The sequence below is a fragment of the Paenilisteria newyorkensis genome (assembly GCF_000766145.1).
GTDB classification, from domain to species: domain Bacteria; phylum Bacillota; class Bacilli; order Lactobacillales; family Listeriaceae; genus Listeria_A; species Listeria_A newyorkensis.
Window position 1 is genome coordinate 37,682 of record NZ_JNFB01000011.1, and the last position, 13,948, is coordinate 51,629.

Genomic DNA, 13,948 nt, shown 5'->3' on the forward strand with positions numbered 1-13,948 from the left:
ATAGTGGAATTAGCTGAAATTTGCGAGAAAAGGAAGTGTCGGGCATGTTGGATAAACGAGTAGCGATTCGAGTGGAGGAAGCGCAGAAAAGGTTGCTGGATAACGCGGTCATGCTTGGCGCAGAAGAGATCGGAATCGCAGACGCGAACGGTCGAATACTGGCGCAGGAAGTAAAAGCAACGATGGCGATGCCGCATTTTAGGCGTTCAGGCTACGACGGTTTCGCAATCAGAATCGAGGACGACGCCAACTATCCACGAACGTTTCAAGTGGTGGCGGACGTGCCATGCGGTTCTGCGTACAATCACGATTTGCAGGCAAACGAAACCGTGCGCATCATGACCGGCGCCAAAGTCCCTGAAAACGCTGGCAAAATTATCATGTTGGAGCAGTCCCGCGAAACAGGTGACGTAGCGACCATCACACTCATCAATACGCATAAAAATACCAATATCACCGAGCGCGGCGAAGAATTCGAGGAGGGCGCAACATTACTCCAAGCCCATCACCACCTGAATCCCGGCTCCATCAGCCTACTCGCAGCATTCGGCGTCCCGAACGTGACGGTATTCCGCCGTCCCCGCGTCGCGATTTTATCCACCGGTTCCGAGCTAGTCCAACCCGGCGAGCCACTCCCAGACGGCAAAATTTTCAACAGCAACCATCTGATGTTGGCGGCGCTAGCAAAAGACGCAGGCGCGGAAGTCATTGCCGTGGAGCAAATTGAAGACGACCTAGCATTGACCAAAAATCGGCTCACCGACCTTGCCAAACAAGCCGACCTAATTTTGACGACAGGCGGTGTTTCCGTCGGGGACTTCGATTTCATGGCCATCATCGCAAAAGAAGACGCCGAACTGCTCTACAACAAAATCCAAATGCGGCCAGGCAGCGTCACGACAGCGATGCGCTACGAAAACACGCTAGTCGCGGCTCTATCCGGCAATCCCGGCGCCTGCTTCACCGCGTTCCACCTACTCATCGCGCCAGTCCTTGCCAAAATGAGCGGCGACATCGAAACCCAGTTCACTTTTCAACCGGCAAAAATGGGCGCAGATTACTCGAAAAACAACGCGTACGATCGCTTTTTACGCGGCCAATTATTATACGAGGCAGGGGAACTAACCGCCGTTCCCGTTGGCAGTGACATGTCGAGCGCGCTAGGCAATTTACACCTAACCGAATGCCTCATCAAAATACCGAGCGGCAAAACCGGCAAAAATAAACGAGAGGAGATCGAGATATGGCGCTTATCTTCCAAATAACTGGATTCAAAAAAAGCGGCAAAACAACGCTCACCAATTGTTTCGTGCAACAACTAAAAGCGCAAGACTACACGGTGGCCGTCATCAAACACGACGCGCACGCCTTCGCAATCGACCATCCAGACACAGATTCCTACTCATTTCGCGAAAGCGGCGCAGATATCGTCGCTTTATCTTCCTCCTCCCAACACGCCATCATGGTCGACCAAGGCATCACGCTAAAAGACATGATTGCGAGCCTGCCGCCAACCGATGTGATTTTAATCGAAGGCTACAAGGAAGCACCGTTTCCAAAAATCGTGATGGTGCGAGACGCGGAAGATGTGGCGACACTAGAAACGTTACCAGCCATTTACAAGATAGCAACGTTGCGCGACGGGCTCCCAGCCAACATTTTGAAAGTAAGTACGCAAGATGCTCAAGAAGCACTATGTCAGACGATAATCGAGGAATTTTTACAATGATAGATGTTAGATTACAACAGGAGCCGATTGACGTTGGCACCACATACCAGAAGTTAGCCAATGCCAAATTTGGCGCTGTGAATATGTTTGTTGGCACGATTCGCGAATGGACTGGCGAAATCCAAACGCAGACGATTCGTTACACGGCGTACAAAGAAATGGCGATCAAGGAACTGTCAAAACTAGCGCATGAAGTAGAGACGAAATATGACGCGGACGTGATTGTGATTCACCGCCTGGGCGAGTTAGCATTGACCGATATTGCTGTATTTATCGGAGTTGCGACGCCTCATCGTGCCGCCTCTTACGAAGGTTCGCGTTTTATCATTGAAGAGCTAAAAAAACGTGTGCCAATTTGGAAAGAAGAAGTCGATACGGATCGTGTTCGTTGGGGAGGTGAGCGAGATGACGCCCATTAAACTATTCGCTTTTCTCGTCCAGAAAGCCGGGTTTTCACAAATAAATCTCGACCTTTCTGATTGCAAGACTGTCGCAGATGTGAGACAGTTAGTGAGTAAGGAAATTCCAGCGATTGAAGCCGACGTGGCCAAGTGCATGATTGCGGTCAACATGGAGTTTCAAACAGACGATTGCCTTTTGACAGACGTTTCAGAAATCGCGATAATCCCTCCAGTAAGCGGAGGATGAGATGAAGGAGCCGATAAAATGACTGATGAACTATCCCATTTTAATGACGAACAACGGGCCCACATGGTGGATGTAACGAAAAAAAGTGAGACGCAAAGACGTGCCATCGCCAAAACAACGCTACATATGGAAGAGGCGACCTTAACACGTATTAAAGACGGGCTCATCGATAAAGGCGATGTGCTAGCCGTTGCGCAAGTAGCAGGAATTATGGCTACAAAAAAAACAAGCGAGCTAATCCCGATGTGTCACCCAATCATGACGACAAAAGTCAATATCATGTTCACTGATGATGGCAAGGATCACTTAACGATTATCGCCGAAGTAGTCACGATTGGAAAAACCGGTGTAGAGATGGAAGCTCTGACCGCCGTATCTGTGACCGCGCTGACCGTTTACGATATGTGTAAAGCAATAGATAAAAAAATTGTCATTGAAAATACCCATCTAGTTGAAAAAACAGGTGGCAAAAGCGGAAAATTCCGTTTCGATAAATAACGATAGGAGGCAGGTATCATGCAACTATTAACCGATCGCTTTGGACGCGTCCATGATTATATCCGTATTTCCGTCACCGACCGCTGTAATTTGCGCTGTGTTTATTGTATGCCCGATGAAGGTATGACATTCCTACCTCACGAACAAGTCCTATCCAAAGATGAGATTGTAGACTTTATGAAAATCATCGTCGGTTACGGCATCAAAAAAGTCCGGATTACAGGCGGCGAACCACTTTTACGGACGGACATTGTGGACATTATCGCAGGCATTAGTGCCATTCCAGAAATCGAGGATATTGCGGTAACAACCAACGCGATGTACCTTGTCAAAAAAGCCGAAGCCCTGAAAGCAGCTGGTTTAACGCGTGTCAACATCAGCTTAGATTCCCTGCATGAAGACCGTTTCAAAACCATCACCCGTGGCGGTAAGCTACAAAAAGTGCTGGATGGTATCGCGAAGGCAGAAGAAGTTGGATTTTTCCCGATTAAACTGAATGTCGTCTTGATCAAAGGTCAGAACGACGATGAAATTCTGGATTTTCTGCAATTTACGAAAGACAAAGATATCAACATCCGCTTCATCGAATATATGCCAATCGGTCACGCTGGCGATGGCTGGAAAAAACAATATTTATCGCTACAAACGATTTTCGATGCCTGTGATGAGGCGGGACTTTCCTACAAACCAGTGGACTCGATTCGTGGCAACGGCCCATCCGAGAACTACCGCTTAGAAGGCGCAAAAGGAACATTTGGCTTGATTCACCCAGTCAGTTCCCATTTTTGCGCGAGCTGTAATCGGTTGCGTCTGACCGCGGACGGCTACATTAAAGCGTGTCTGTACTGGGACGAGGAAATGAATATTCGCCCGTTCATTGACGATCCAGAGAAACTGATGGCACTCGTACAAAAATCCATCGATAATAAACCAGAAAGTCACGAGATGGCGATTGCTTTACAAGACGAAATGCAATCACACAAACCGACAACAAGACGCATGAGCCAAATCGGCGGATGATATAGACAGAGTATAAGCTAAGTAAATCGGCGGCAAGCGTTCGCATTGTTGGGGCTGTTCGAAATGAAATGAGTTACAGCCCCAATATGCATGAGAGCAAAGCGAGCATGTAATCCTCCCCGGCTGTTCGAAATGAGTTATGCCTATGAGCATTGAGAGTAGGCCGTTCTTCCGAGTATTTAGAACAAGGATGCGGTACATCTCTACGGTTCTACTACACAAGAGCCGTTTCGCTTAACTTCTCGCATGGTTGAGGAAACTACCCTCTCCCTGCTTTCAGTCATCACATACACCAGTATGCTCCGCTTTGTTGTGGTTCTTTGAAGCAAAGCGAATTAGAACCTCAATATGCAAAGGAATGAAATGCGTTTTGCCGTCCTCGTTCCGCCAAACGGATGGAATACAAACGCTTTCGCTCGATTTGTGTGAAGCGGGATTTTACGTCTTACCCAATTCAAAACGCAAAAAAGTCTGTGTCTCTTTTCGAGATGCGGGCTTTTAAGTCATAAAAGGAGTCGTGGAAAATGTCTACAAAACCAAATATAGGGTTAATTATCGGGAGTAATCGGCCAACACGAGTTTGCCGTACTGTTGCAGAATGGGCGATGAAAGAGATGGAACATGAGGCGTTAAATCTGAGCCTTATCGACCTTGCCGAAATCAATTTGCCATTTTTAGATGAGCCAGAAATTCCGGCGCATCACAATTACGAAAAAGAACACACCAAGGCTTGGAGTGAACTGATCAGCGGATATGACGGCTTCGTTCTCATTTTTCCGCAATACAACTGGGGATATCCTGCCGTTTTAAAAAATGCGTTAGACTTTCTATATGATGAATGGCGTGGGAAACCTGTAAGCATCATGTGTTACGGCGGGCATGGCGGCTTCCAAGCAACGCTCAGCATGAAGCTCGTTACGCAAGGGTTACATATGTACAATATGGCGACCAACCCACCGCTCGATATTTCCGACGAGATGTTCGACGCATCAGGCCAATTTAAAAACATCGAAAAAGACTTCGCGCGCTATAAAACTTCCTTGCAAGCCGTATCTAACGAGTTCGCGGATCTTTTAACCAAATAGACAGGAGTTGCCAATTTTGAATTATATCGCAGTATTTTGTGGCGCAAACATGGGGAACAGCCCAATATATCAAGAAGCGACCGTAGAACTTGGAAAATGGATTGCAGAAAAACACGATGGCCTCGTTTACGGTGGCGGAAAAGTAGGCCTGATGGGAGTGCTCGCCGATCAAGTTTTAGCAAATGGTGCGGAGGTGATAGGCGTTATTCCAGAGGCATTGAAAAATAGAGAAATTGCGCATGAGGGTCTGACGGAACTGCATGTAGTCGCGAATATGCACGAACGAAAAGCGCAAATGATTGCATCGGCAAACGTATATATCGCGATGCCCGGCGGACCAGGAACGCTAGAAGAAATAACGGAGGTCATCTCGTGGGGAAGGATTGGCGAGCATGCAAATCCATGCATATTATACAACGTGAACGGGTATTACGATTTACTAGGGAGATTTTACGATCAAATGGTGGAAGAGGGCTTTTTGACGCAAATCGATCGAGATAAAATTTTGATATCAGAATCGCTGGATGAGATCGACCAGTTTATAGCTTCTTACACGGCGCCAACAATTCGGACCTATTAAATAACGCAAAAAATCCTAGCGATTCGCACACCGCTAGGATTTCTTCTATTTTCGACGCTCGGCTAAAAAATGTGGCAACTCCGGAATAATAAGCTGGTTAATTGCAAGTCCGCAAGCGTTGGACGAACCCGGAATCACGAAAAGCAACACATTATCTAGCGTGAATCCAGCAAAAGCCCGAGACAACATCGCTCGTGTGCCAATCTCCTGATAACTCAACATCCGAAACAGCTCGCCGAATCCTGGAATCTCTTGCGCCACTTGATCCCACAGAGCCTCAAATGTTACATCACGCACAGCAATTCCCGTACCACCATTCGAAATCACACAGTCCGATTGCGGCTTCAATTTGGCAAGTCCCTCATTGATCAAGAAATCATCATCCTTCACGACAATCCGCTGCGTCACAATGTGTCCAGCGGCTTCAAGCGCCTCCGCAATCAATTGCCCACTCTTATCCGTGTCCAAATTCCGCGTATCGCTAATCGTCAAAATCCCAACCCGAGCCTGAATAAATTCCTTCTGTTCCATTTTTCTCGCCTCCTCAAATTTCATTAAAAAAGTGCTGATATTGCTTCTTCGCCACCATTAAATCATCGGTTCCGTGCACCAAGACACGCCCATTTTGAAAAACCGTAAAATCATAATCCCGAAACGTAAAAGTCAGGACGAAACGATTGGCACTACAAGAAATATCCTGATTCCCAAGCACCGTCTTAAATGCGTTAAAATCAATCGCCGTCCCAATCTGAAACTGAACCGTATCACGCCCACAAAGCAGCACAGGCTGTTTCGAAAAAGCCACCTCGCTCTTCTCTCTACGAACACAAACCGCACAATCCGGATTCCGCGAAACGCCAAATTTTTGAAACGTCATCTCCCAATTATCCAGCTGATAATAGTTCGCGCTTCGCTCCCCAAGCAACAGCTTCGTCAAAAGCGACACCTGAAGCCCCGCCAGCATCGGAATCAGCGCCCCGTGAACCCCGATAATATCACAACTCGTCTCATTAAAAAGCGGCATTTTCTCCATCAAGCAATGCAAACAAGCCGTCTCACCAGGAATAATCGGCATCAGATTCGCAAAAGTCCCCGCGCACGACGCAAAAATCCAAGGCACCCGCTGCTCCAAACACCATTCATTCAAAAAACGCCGCGTCGCAAAATTATCCGTACAATCCAAAACCGCATCGATATCTCCCACAAAAGGCAACAACGATGAACCGTTCGCATCATCCACCAAAAAATCAATCATAATATCCCGATTAATCGCGCGCAAAGCTTTCGCAGCGGCCCACGCCTTCGCCTCTTTTTGCGTCGCATCCTGCTCCGTAAACAACGTTTGCCGTTGCAAATTCGATAACTCCACGAAATCACGATCCACCAAAATAAGCCGGCCAATTCCCATCCGAGCCGCAATCTCTGCTGCATATGTACCAATCGCGCCAACGCCGACGATAAGCACCGTGCTCGCCTGCAACGACTCCTGCCCTGACCTTCCAATTTGAGCCACCCGCATTTGCCGATCATAACGCTCCATCCGAAACACCTTCTTCCTGCTCTTCTATTTTACCAGAAAAACGCGTAGGAAGCTTTAAAAAATCCCCAACGTCAAGATAACATTTTTCTATGTAGTCCAACCGTTAGGAATTGCGATAACAAAAAAACAATCCGAGCAAATAAGAGCTCAGATTGTTTCTACGTTCTATTCATAAACAGTCACATCAGGCGGTAAATAAGACGGATTCTCCTTATTGATATGATCATAAAACATAATCCCGTTCAAATGGTCAATCTCATGTTGCACGACAATCGCCGGGTATCCCTTCAAACGCAATTTCAGCGGCTTCCCGTTAATATCAAAAGCTTCCACCGTCACACGCGCATGACGCACAACGAAACCAGGAACCTCACGATCAACCGAAAGACAACCTTCCCCGCCACCAAGGCACGCATTTTCGACAGAATGACTACGAATTTTCGGGTTGTACAAAATATAACTGTATAAACGATCATTATCATCATGCACATGAATCGCAATCAAACGCTTGGAAACAGCAATTTGGGGCGCAGCGATACCGACACCACCACGCAACTCATGTTCCTCAGCGATTTCAGGATCTTGACTATTAATGAGGAACTCTAACATCTTTTGACCAGTTTTCTTATCTTCATCCGATAGTGGGAAAGTGACCGGCTCTGCGACAGCGCGCAAAACAGGATCTCCTTCACGGACAATATCATCCATTGTAAGCATTATTTTCTCCCCTGTTCTAATAAACTTATCTCCATTTTACCAAAAAAAGCACGTGTTGGAAATGAATTTTACTTCCAGCTCCTATCCAAAAGGGTAAATGCTTGGGATGAAATAACTTTTATGTTAAAATATAGACACTAAAAAGACGAACGTTAAAAAGTCAAGTCAACCAATTGTTCGCTATGCCGAGCTGTTATACAAATATAATTGTTTGTGAATTCACAAACAAAAGAAAGCCGTTTCAAATAAAATTCGAAAGATGACGCCTAAGCCATCTTTGCTTTATTATATAACAGTTTCGTTTGAGAAACACAATTCCTAATACAGTTTTTGAAAGCGAATGATGGGACGTAAAACCTTGGTAACACAATAAAAACAAAGTGAGCTTAAGTTATTGACGAATGCAGATGGATGGTGTAAATTAAAGAGGAAGATTGGTGTATTAATATTAAGGCGTTTAAAAAATATAACAGCAAAGACGAAATCCAAACGATTGCCGCGAAGCAAGGTGAATTTGTGAATGTGAAGGTATTTCGTATCTTTTTTCACAAACTCATCCCAAAACCATGTTTTCAGTCCTACCAGATTGGGAATAGGCAGAAGGTGGACAGGCGTCACTGCGAACTATTTTTGAAACTAGCCGACTAATACACGAATCCAGTTAGGAAAATTGAGAAGCGAACCATGCATTGTATTGCTTGCCTGACAAGCGGAACTTTTGCTACATTATACGTAGTGGAAAGAATAACTAATGTTTGCGCATTCAATTCTTAAAAATATTTCAAACCAGAAGGGAAGAGATTACACGATGGCTTCTAAAACAAAGAAGACTGTAGTAGATGTACAAGCACAGTTTCAAGCTGTTGCCGATCAATTTGAATTGGTCCAAATTTTAAATGAAAAAGGAGAGGTTGTTAATCCTGACTTGATGCCCGACTTAACAGACGAGCAATTAGTAGAATTAATGACACGCATGGTTTGGACACGTGTTCTTGATCAACGTTCGATTTCTTTGAACCGTCAAGGTCGCCTAGGTTTTTACGCACCGACAGCTGGACAAGAAGCTTCACAACTTGCAAGTCACTACGCGTTAACGAAAGCGGATTACGTGCTTCCTGGTTACCGTGATGTACCACAAATGATTTGGCATGGTCTTCCACTTACGAAAGCATTCCTATTCTCACGTGGACATTTTGTCGGAAACCAATTCGCAGATGACTTAAACGTTCTATCTCCACAAATCATCATCGGTGCACAAATCGTTCAAGCTGCCGGCGTTGCTTTAGGACTTAAGAAACGTAAAAAAGATGCAGTTGTCATCACATATACAGGTGACGGCGGATCTTCACAAGGTGATTTCTACGAAGGTATGAACTTCGCGGGTGCCTACAAAGCTCCAGCAATCTTCGTTGTACAAAATAACATGTTCGCAATCTCGACACCACGCGAAAAACAATCGGCTGCCGTAACACTAGCTCAAAAAGCAGTTGCAGCTGGTATTCCAGGCGTTCAAGTAGACGGCATGGATCCACTAGCAGTATACGCTGTTACAAAATTTGCGCGTGATCGTGCAGTTGCAGGCGACGGCCCAACGCTAATCGAAACAATGACTTACCGTTACGGTCCACATACACTTTCAGGTGATGATCCAACACGTTACCGTACGAAAGAACTCGATGGCGAATGGGAATTGAAAGATCCAATCGTGCGTTTCCGTACTTTCCTAGAAGCGAAAGGACTTTGGAACGAAGCAAAAGAAAACGAAATCATTGAACAAGCAAAAGAAGAAATCAAAACATCGATTAAAGAAGCTGACGCTACACCGAAACAAAAAGTATCAGATCTTCTTAAAAATATGTACGAAACACCAACTGCTCCAATCAAAGAGCAACTGGCAATTTTTGAAGCGAAGGAGTCGAAATAATCATGGCGCAAAAAACAATGATTCAAGCGATTACAGATGCGCTTGCAGTAGAACTAAGAAATGACGAGAACGTCCTCGTTTTTGGTGAAGATGTAGGTAATAACGGCGGGGTTTTCCGTGCTACAGAAGGTCTTCAAGAAGAGTTTGGCGAAGATCGTGTATTCGATACGCCACTTGCAGAATCAGGTATCGGTGGTCTTGCTATCGGTCTTGCACTAGAAGGCTTCCGTCCAGTTCCTGAAATTCAATTCTTCGGTTTCGTTTTTGAAGTAATGGATTCTGTTGCTGGTCAAATGGCACGTATGCGTTACCGTACTGGTGGCACACGTACTGCTCCAATCACGATTCGCGCGCCATTCGGTGGTGGGGTTCATACGCCTGAACTTCACGCAGATAACTTGGAAGGCCTAATGGCACAATCACCAGGTCTAAAAGTGGTTATCCCGTCAACACCATACGATGCAAAAGGTCTTTTGATCTCGGCAATCCGCGATAATGATCCAGTTATTTTCTTAGAGCACATGAAATTATACCGCTCATTCCGTCAAGAAGTACCAGAAGGCGAGTACACAATTGAAATCGGTAAAGCTGCCGTTCGTCGTGAAGGTACAGACGTTTCTGTTATCACATACGGTGCAATGGTTCAAGAATCTGTGAAAGCAGCAGAAGAACTAGAAAAAGAAGGCGTATCTGTTGAAGTTATCGACCTTCGTACAATCAGCCCGTTGGATGTAGACACAATCATCGCTTCCGTTAAGAAAACAAACCGCGTAGTAGTCGTTCAAGAAGCGCAAAAACAAGCAGGAATCGCTGCTAACGTTATCGCTGAAATCAACGACCGCGCTATCCTTTCGTTAGAAGCACCAGTGATGCGTGTTACAGCGCCAGACAGCGTATTCCCGTTCGCACAAGCAGAAACAGTTTGGTTACCAAACCATAACGATATTGTTGAGCGTGTGAAGGAAGTACTTGCTTTCTAAGAAACGAAGAAAATCAGCGTGTTTTCGAGTTTATCATGAAATTTGGATAAACTCGGAAAACGTCTTTTTATAAACTAATTCAGGAGGCTTTTAAAAAATGGCATATTCATTTAAATTACCGGACATTGGTGAAGGTATACATGAAGGAGAAATCGTCAAATGGTTCGTGAAACCAGGCGACAAGATCGAAGAAGACGCGTCCCTTTTTGAAGTACAAAATGACAAATCCGTTGAAGAAATTACATCTCCTGTAACAGGAACTGTAAAAGAAATTCTTGTCGGTGAAGGCGTAGTAGCAACAGTTGGTCAAGTTCTTATCACGTTTGACGGCGTAGAAGGTCACGAAAATGACGCAGAAGAAGCGCCAGCAGCACCTGCATCTACACCCGCAGCAACTCCAGCTCCAGCAGGCGGAAAAGGCATTTACGAATTCAAATTACCAGACATTGGTGAAGGAATTCATGAAGGCGAAATCGTGAAATGGTTCGTTAAACCAGGCGATCAAATCGAGGAAGACGCGACTATTTTTGAAGTACAAAATGACAAATCTGTCGAAGAAATTACATCTCCTGTCGCAGGCACTGTAAAAGACATTTTAGTTGGTGAAGGCGTAGTAGCAACAGTTGGTCAAGTGTTAATCACATTCGAAGGCGACTTTGAAGGCGAAACAACAGCAGATCACTCTTCTACTCCAGAATCTCCAGCCGACACTGCGAAACTTGCAAACAATAACGCAGCACAAGCTCCAGTATCAGGTGGAAACGGTACACCATCATCGCAAAAAGATCCAAACGGTCTAGTTATCGCGATGCCATCTGTACGTAAATATGCACGTGAAAAAGGCGTAGACATCCGTCAAGTTGCAGGATCAGGCAAAAACAACCGCGTTCTTAGCGTAGACGTTGACGCATTCCTAAATGGCGACACGGCAGCAGTAGCAACAAGTGAAGCAGCACCAGCAGCGGCATCACAAGAAACTACAGCGGCGAAACCAGCAGCAAAAGCAGCACCAGTTGTTAGCGGTGGAACATACCCAGAATCACGCGAGAAATTAACGCCAACACGTAAAGCTATCGCGAAAGCAATGGTTAACTCGAAACACACTGCGCCACACGTAACGTTGATGGACGAAATCGAAGTTTCTGCTTTGATGGTTCACCGTAAACGTTTCAAAGACGTAGCAGCTGAAAAAGGAATCAAGCTTACTTTCCTACCATACATGGTAAAAGCACTAGTAAACACATTGCGTGAGTTCCCAGTGCTCAACACGACGCTTGACGACGCAACAGATGAACTAGTTTACAAACATTATTTCAATATCGGTATTGCAGCAGATACAGATCACGGTCTTTACGTACCAGTTATCAAAGACGCTGACAAAAAATCGATTTTTGCAATCTCAAACGAAATTAACGAATTAGCTACAAAAGCACGCGACGGTAAATTGACTGGCGAAGAAATGCGTCACGGTTCTTCTACTATCTCTAATATCGGATCAGCTGGTGGACAATGGTTCACACCAGTTATCAACTACCCTGAGGTTGCCATTTTAGGCGTAGGTCGTATCGCAGAAAAAGCAATCGTTAAAGATGGTGAAATCGTAGCAGCACCAGTACTTGCTCTATCGCTAAGCTTCGACCACCGCGTAATCGACGGCGCAACAGCTCAAAAAGCTATGAACAATATCAAGCGGTTATTAAATGACCCAGAACTTTTACTAATGGAGGCGTAAAAAAATGGTAGTAGGCGATTTTCCAGAAGAAAGAGACACCATCGTCATTGGTGCAGGACCCGGCGGATACGTTGCGGCAATTCGCGCAGCACAATTAGGACAAAAAGTAACAATTATCGAGAAAGAACATTACGGCGGCGTTTGCTTAAATGTTGGTTGTATCCCTTCCAAAGCCTTGATCACAGTTGGTCACCGATTTGCTGAAGCGAAACATTCCGATAACATGGGTATCACAACGGATGGTGTGAACCTAGACTTTACAAAAGCGCAAGAATGGAAAGGTTCTGTCGTTAGCAAATTAACAACAGGCGTAAAAGGCTTGCTTAAAAAGAATAAAGTGGAAATGCTAGAAGGAGAAGCTTTCTTCGTTGATGAGCACTCCCTACGTGTTATCCACCCTGAATCAGCGCAGACTTACACATTCAACAACGTGATTATCGCGACTGGATCTCGTCCAATCGAGATTCCAGGATTCAAATTCGGCAAACGTGTCCTTAGCTCAACAGGCGCGCTAGCTCTTACAGAAGTACCGAAAAAACTTGTCGTAATCGGCGGTGGTTACATCGGTACGGAACTTGGTGGCGCATTCGCTAACCTTGGAACAGAGCTAACAATCCTAGAAGGCGGACCAGAAATTTTGCCAACGTACGAAAAAGATATGATTTCCCTTGTCAAACGCAACCTTAAAGGTAAAGGCGTGGAAATCGTAACAAAAGCTTTGGCGAAATCTGCCGAAGAAACAGAAAACGGCGTAAAAGTAACATACGAAGCTGACGGCGAAACAAAAACCGTGGAAGCAGATTATGTATTAGTAACAGTAGGTCGTCGTCCAAATACAGACGATATCGGCTTAGAACAACTAGGCGTTAAACTAAGCGAACGCGGTTTGATCGAAGTAGACAAACAAGGTCGCACAAATATTTCTAACGTCTATGCTATCGGCGACATCGTTCCAGGTGTTCCACTTGCCCACAAAGCAAGCTACGAAGCAAAAGTTGCCGCTGAAGCAATCGCTGGCGAAGCATCTGAAAATGACTACACAGCCTTACCAGCAGTTGTTTTCAGTGATCCAGAACTAGCGACAGTTGGTTTGACAGAAAAAGAAGCAAAAGAAAAAGGCTTCGACGTAAAAGCTGCTAAATTCCCATTCGGCGGTAACGGTCGTGCCCTATCTCTTGACGCTCCAGAAGGTTTTGTACGTCTCGTAACACGCAAAGAAGACGGACTTATCCTTGGCGCTCAAGTTGCTGGAATGAACGCATCCGATATCATTTCTGAAATCGGACTTGCAATCGAAACAGGCGTAACAGCAGAAGACATCGCGCTTACTATTCACGCTCACCCATCATTAGGCGAGTTGACAATGGAAGCAGCAGAGTTGGCGTTAGGCCGCCCAATACACATGTAAAATAGTTATATATTCCTGATAAATCGGCGACAAGCGTTCGCACTCAGGAGATTCAGCGGACTTCCGGTTCTCACGTACAGTCGTACG

The 13,948-nt window shown here is 45.4% G+C and carries 15 protein-coding genes; 12 read left to right on the plus strand and 3 right to left on the minus strand.

Features of this window, described 5'->3' with window-relative positions; all coding sequences use genetic code 11:
* The first annotated feature begins 44 nt into the window (after positions 1-44).
* The 8 genes from EP58_RS04360 to EP58_RS04395 all read left to right on the plus strand — a co-directional run bounded on the left by EP58_RS04360 (position 45) and on the right by EP58_RS04395 (position 5,560).
* Positions 45-1,265, plus strand: coding sequence for a molybdopterin molybdotransferase MoeA (locus EP58_RS04360; protein ID WP_036090564.1), 1,221 nt, complete (start codon positions 45-47; stop codon positions 1,263-1,265).
* Positions 1,244-1,729, plus strand: coding sequence for a molybdopterin-guanine dinucleotide biosynthesis protein B (gene mobB, locus EP58_RS04365; RefSeq protein ID WP_036090567.1), 486 nt, complete (start codon positions 1,244-1,246; stop codon positions 1,727-1,729). Before EP58_RS04360 ends, mobB begins: the two co-directional genes overlap by 22 nt.
* Complete coding sequence (locus EP58_RS04370) at positions 1,726-2,148, plus strand: molybdenum cofactor biosynthesis protein MoaE (protein WP_036090570.1); 423 nt, start codon at positions 1,726-1,728, stop codon at positions 2,146-2,148. The genes mobB and EP58_RS04370 overlap by 4 nt, the downstream gene beginning before the upstream one ends.
* On the plus strand, positions 2,135-2,377 hold the full coding sequence (gene moaD / locus EP58_RS04375; protein WP_036090572.1) for a molybdopterin converting factor subunit 1: 243 nt from the start codon (positions 2,135-2,137) through the stop codon (positions 2,375-2,377). The genes EP58_RS04370 and moaD overlap by 14 nt, the downstream gene beginning before the upstream one ends.
* Before the next feature lie 18 nt (positions 2,378-2,395).
* Positions 2,396-2,875, plus strand: a complete 480-nt coding sequence (moaC, locus tag EP58_RS04380) for a cyclic pyranopterin monophosphate synthase MoaC (RefSeq protein ID WP_036090574.1) — start codon at positions 2,396-2,398, stop codon at positions 2,873-2,875.
* An 18-nt stretch (positions 2,876-2,893) separates the two neighbouring features.
* Entirely contained in the window at positions 2,894-3,895 is a 1,002-nt protein-coding gene (moaA, locus tag EP58_RS04385; protein WP_036090576.1) for a GTP 3',8-cyclase MoaA, read from the plus strand.
* 524 nt (positions 3,896-4,419) lie between these two features.
* A complete protein-coding gene (locus tag EP58_RS04390; protein ID WP_036090578.1) occupies positions 4,420-4,980 on the plus strand; it encodes an NADPH-dependent FMN reductase in 561 nt (186 codons plus the stop codon).
* A gap of 16 nt (positions 4,981-4,996) precedes the next feature.
* The gene (locus tag EP58_RS04395; RefSeq protein ID WP_167333277.1) at positions 4,997-5,560 is read left to right on the plus strand and encodes an LOG family protein; all 564 of its coding nucleotides are present in this window, start codon (positions 4,997-4,999) and stop codon (positions 5,558-5,560) included.
* Positions 5,561-5,605: 45 nt separating this feature from the next.
* On the opposite strand, the gene EP58_RS04400 is transcribed toward EP58_RS04395, so the two are convergent.
* The 3 genes from EP58_RS04400 to def all read right to left on the minus strand — a co-directional run bounded on the left by EP58_RS04400 (position 5,606) and on the right by def (position 7,817).
* Complete coding sequence (locus EP58_RS04400) at positions 5,606-6,091, minus strand: MogA/MoaB family molybdenum cofactor biosynthesis protein (protein WP_036090580.1); 486 nt, start codon at positions 6,089-6,091, stop codon at positions 5,606-5,608.
* Between the two features lie 13 nt (positions 6,092-6,104).
* Positions 6,105-7,100: a ThiF family adenylyltransferase gene (locus EP58_RS04405; protein WP_036090583.1), complete on the minus strand. Its 996-nt coding sequence runs from the start codon at positions 7,098-7,100 to the stop codon at positions 6,105-6,107.
* Between the two features lie 165 nt (positions 7,101-7,265).
* Positions 7,266-7,817 carry a peptide deformylase gene (gene def / locus EP58_RS04410; RefSeq protein WP_036090586.1) on the minus strand — a complete coding sequence of 184 codons (552 nt, stop codon included), beginning with the start codon at positions 7,815-7,817 and terminating at the stop codon, positions 7,266-7,268.
* A gap of 808 nt (positions 7,818-8,625) precedes the next feature.
* On the opposite strand from def, the gene pdhA reads away from it, so the two are divergent.
* The 4 genes from pdhA (at position 8,626) to lpdA (ending at position 13,861) form a co-directional block, all read left to right on the plus strand.
* Entirely contained in the window at positions 8,626-9,741 is a 1,116-nt protein-coding gene (pdhA, locus tag EP58_RS04415; RefSeq protein WP_036090589.1) for a pyruvate dehydrogenase (acetyl-transferring) E1 component subunit alpha, read from the plus strand.
* Between the two features lie 2 nt (positions 9,742-9,743).
* A complete protein-coding gene (locus tag EP58_RS04420; RefSeq protein WP_036090592.1) occupies positions 9,744-10,721 on the plus strand; it encodes an alpha-ketoacid dehydrogenase subunit beta in 978 nt (325 codons plus the stop codon).
* Between the two features lie 97 nt (positions 10,722-10,818).
* The gene (locus tag EP58_RS04425) at positions 10,819-12,453 is read left to right on the plus strand and encodes a dihydrolipoyllysine-residue acetyltransferase (RefSeq protein WP_036090593.1); all 1,635 of its coding nucleotides are present in this window, start codon (positions 10,819-10,821) and stop codon (positions 12,451-12,453) included.
* A 4-nt stretch (positions 12,454-12,457) separates the two neighbouring features.
* A complete protein-coding gene (gene lpdA / locus EP58_RS04430) occupies positions 12,458-13,861 on the plus strand; it encodes a dihydrolipoyl dehydrogenase (RefSeq protein WP_036090596.1) in 1,404 nt (467 codons plus the stop codon).
* The last annotated feature ends 87 nt before the right edge of the window (positions 13,862-13,948 follow it).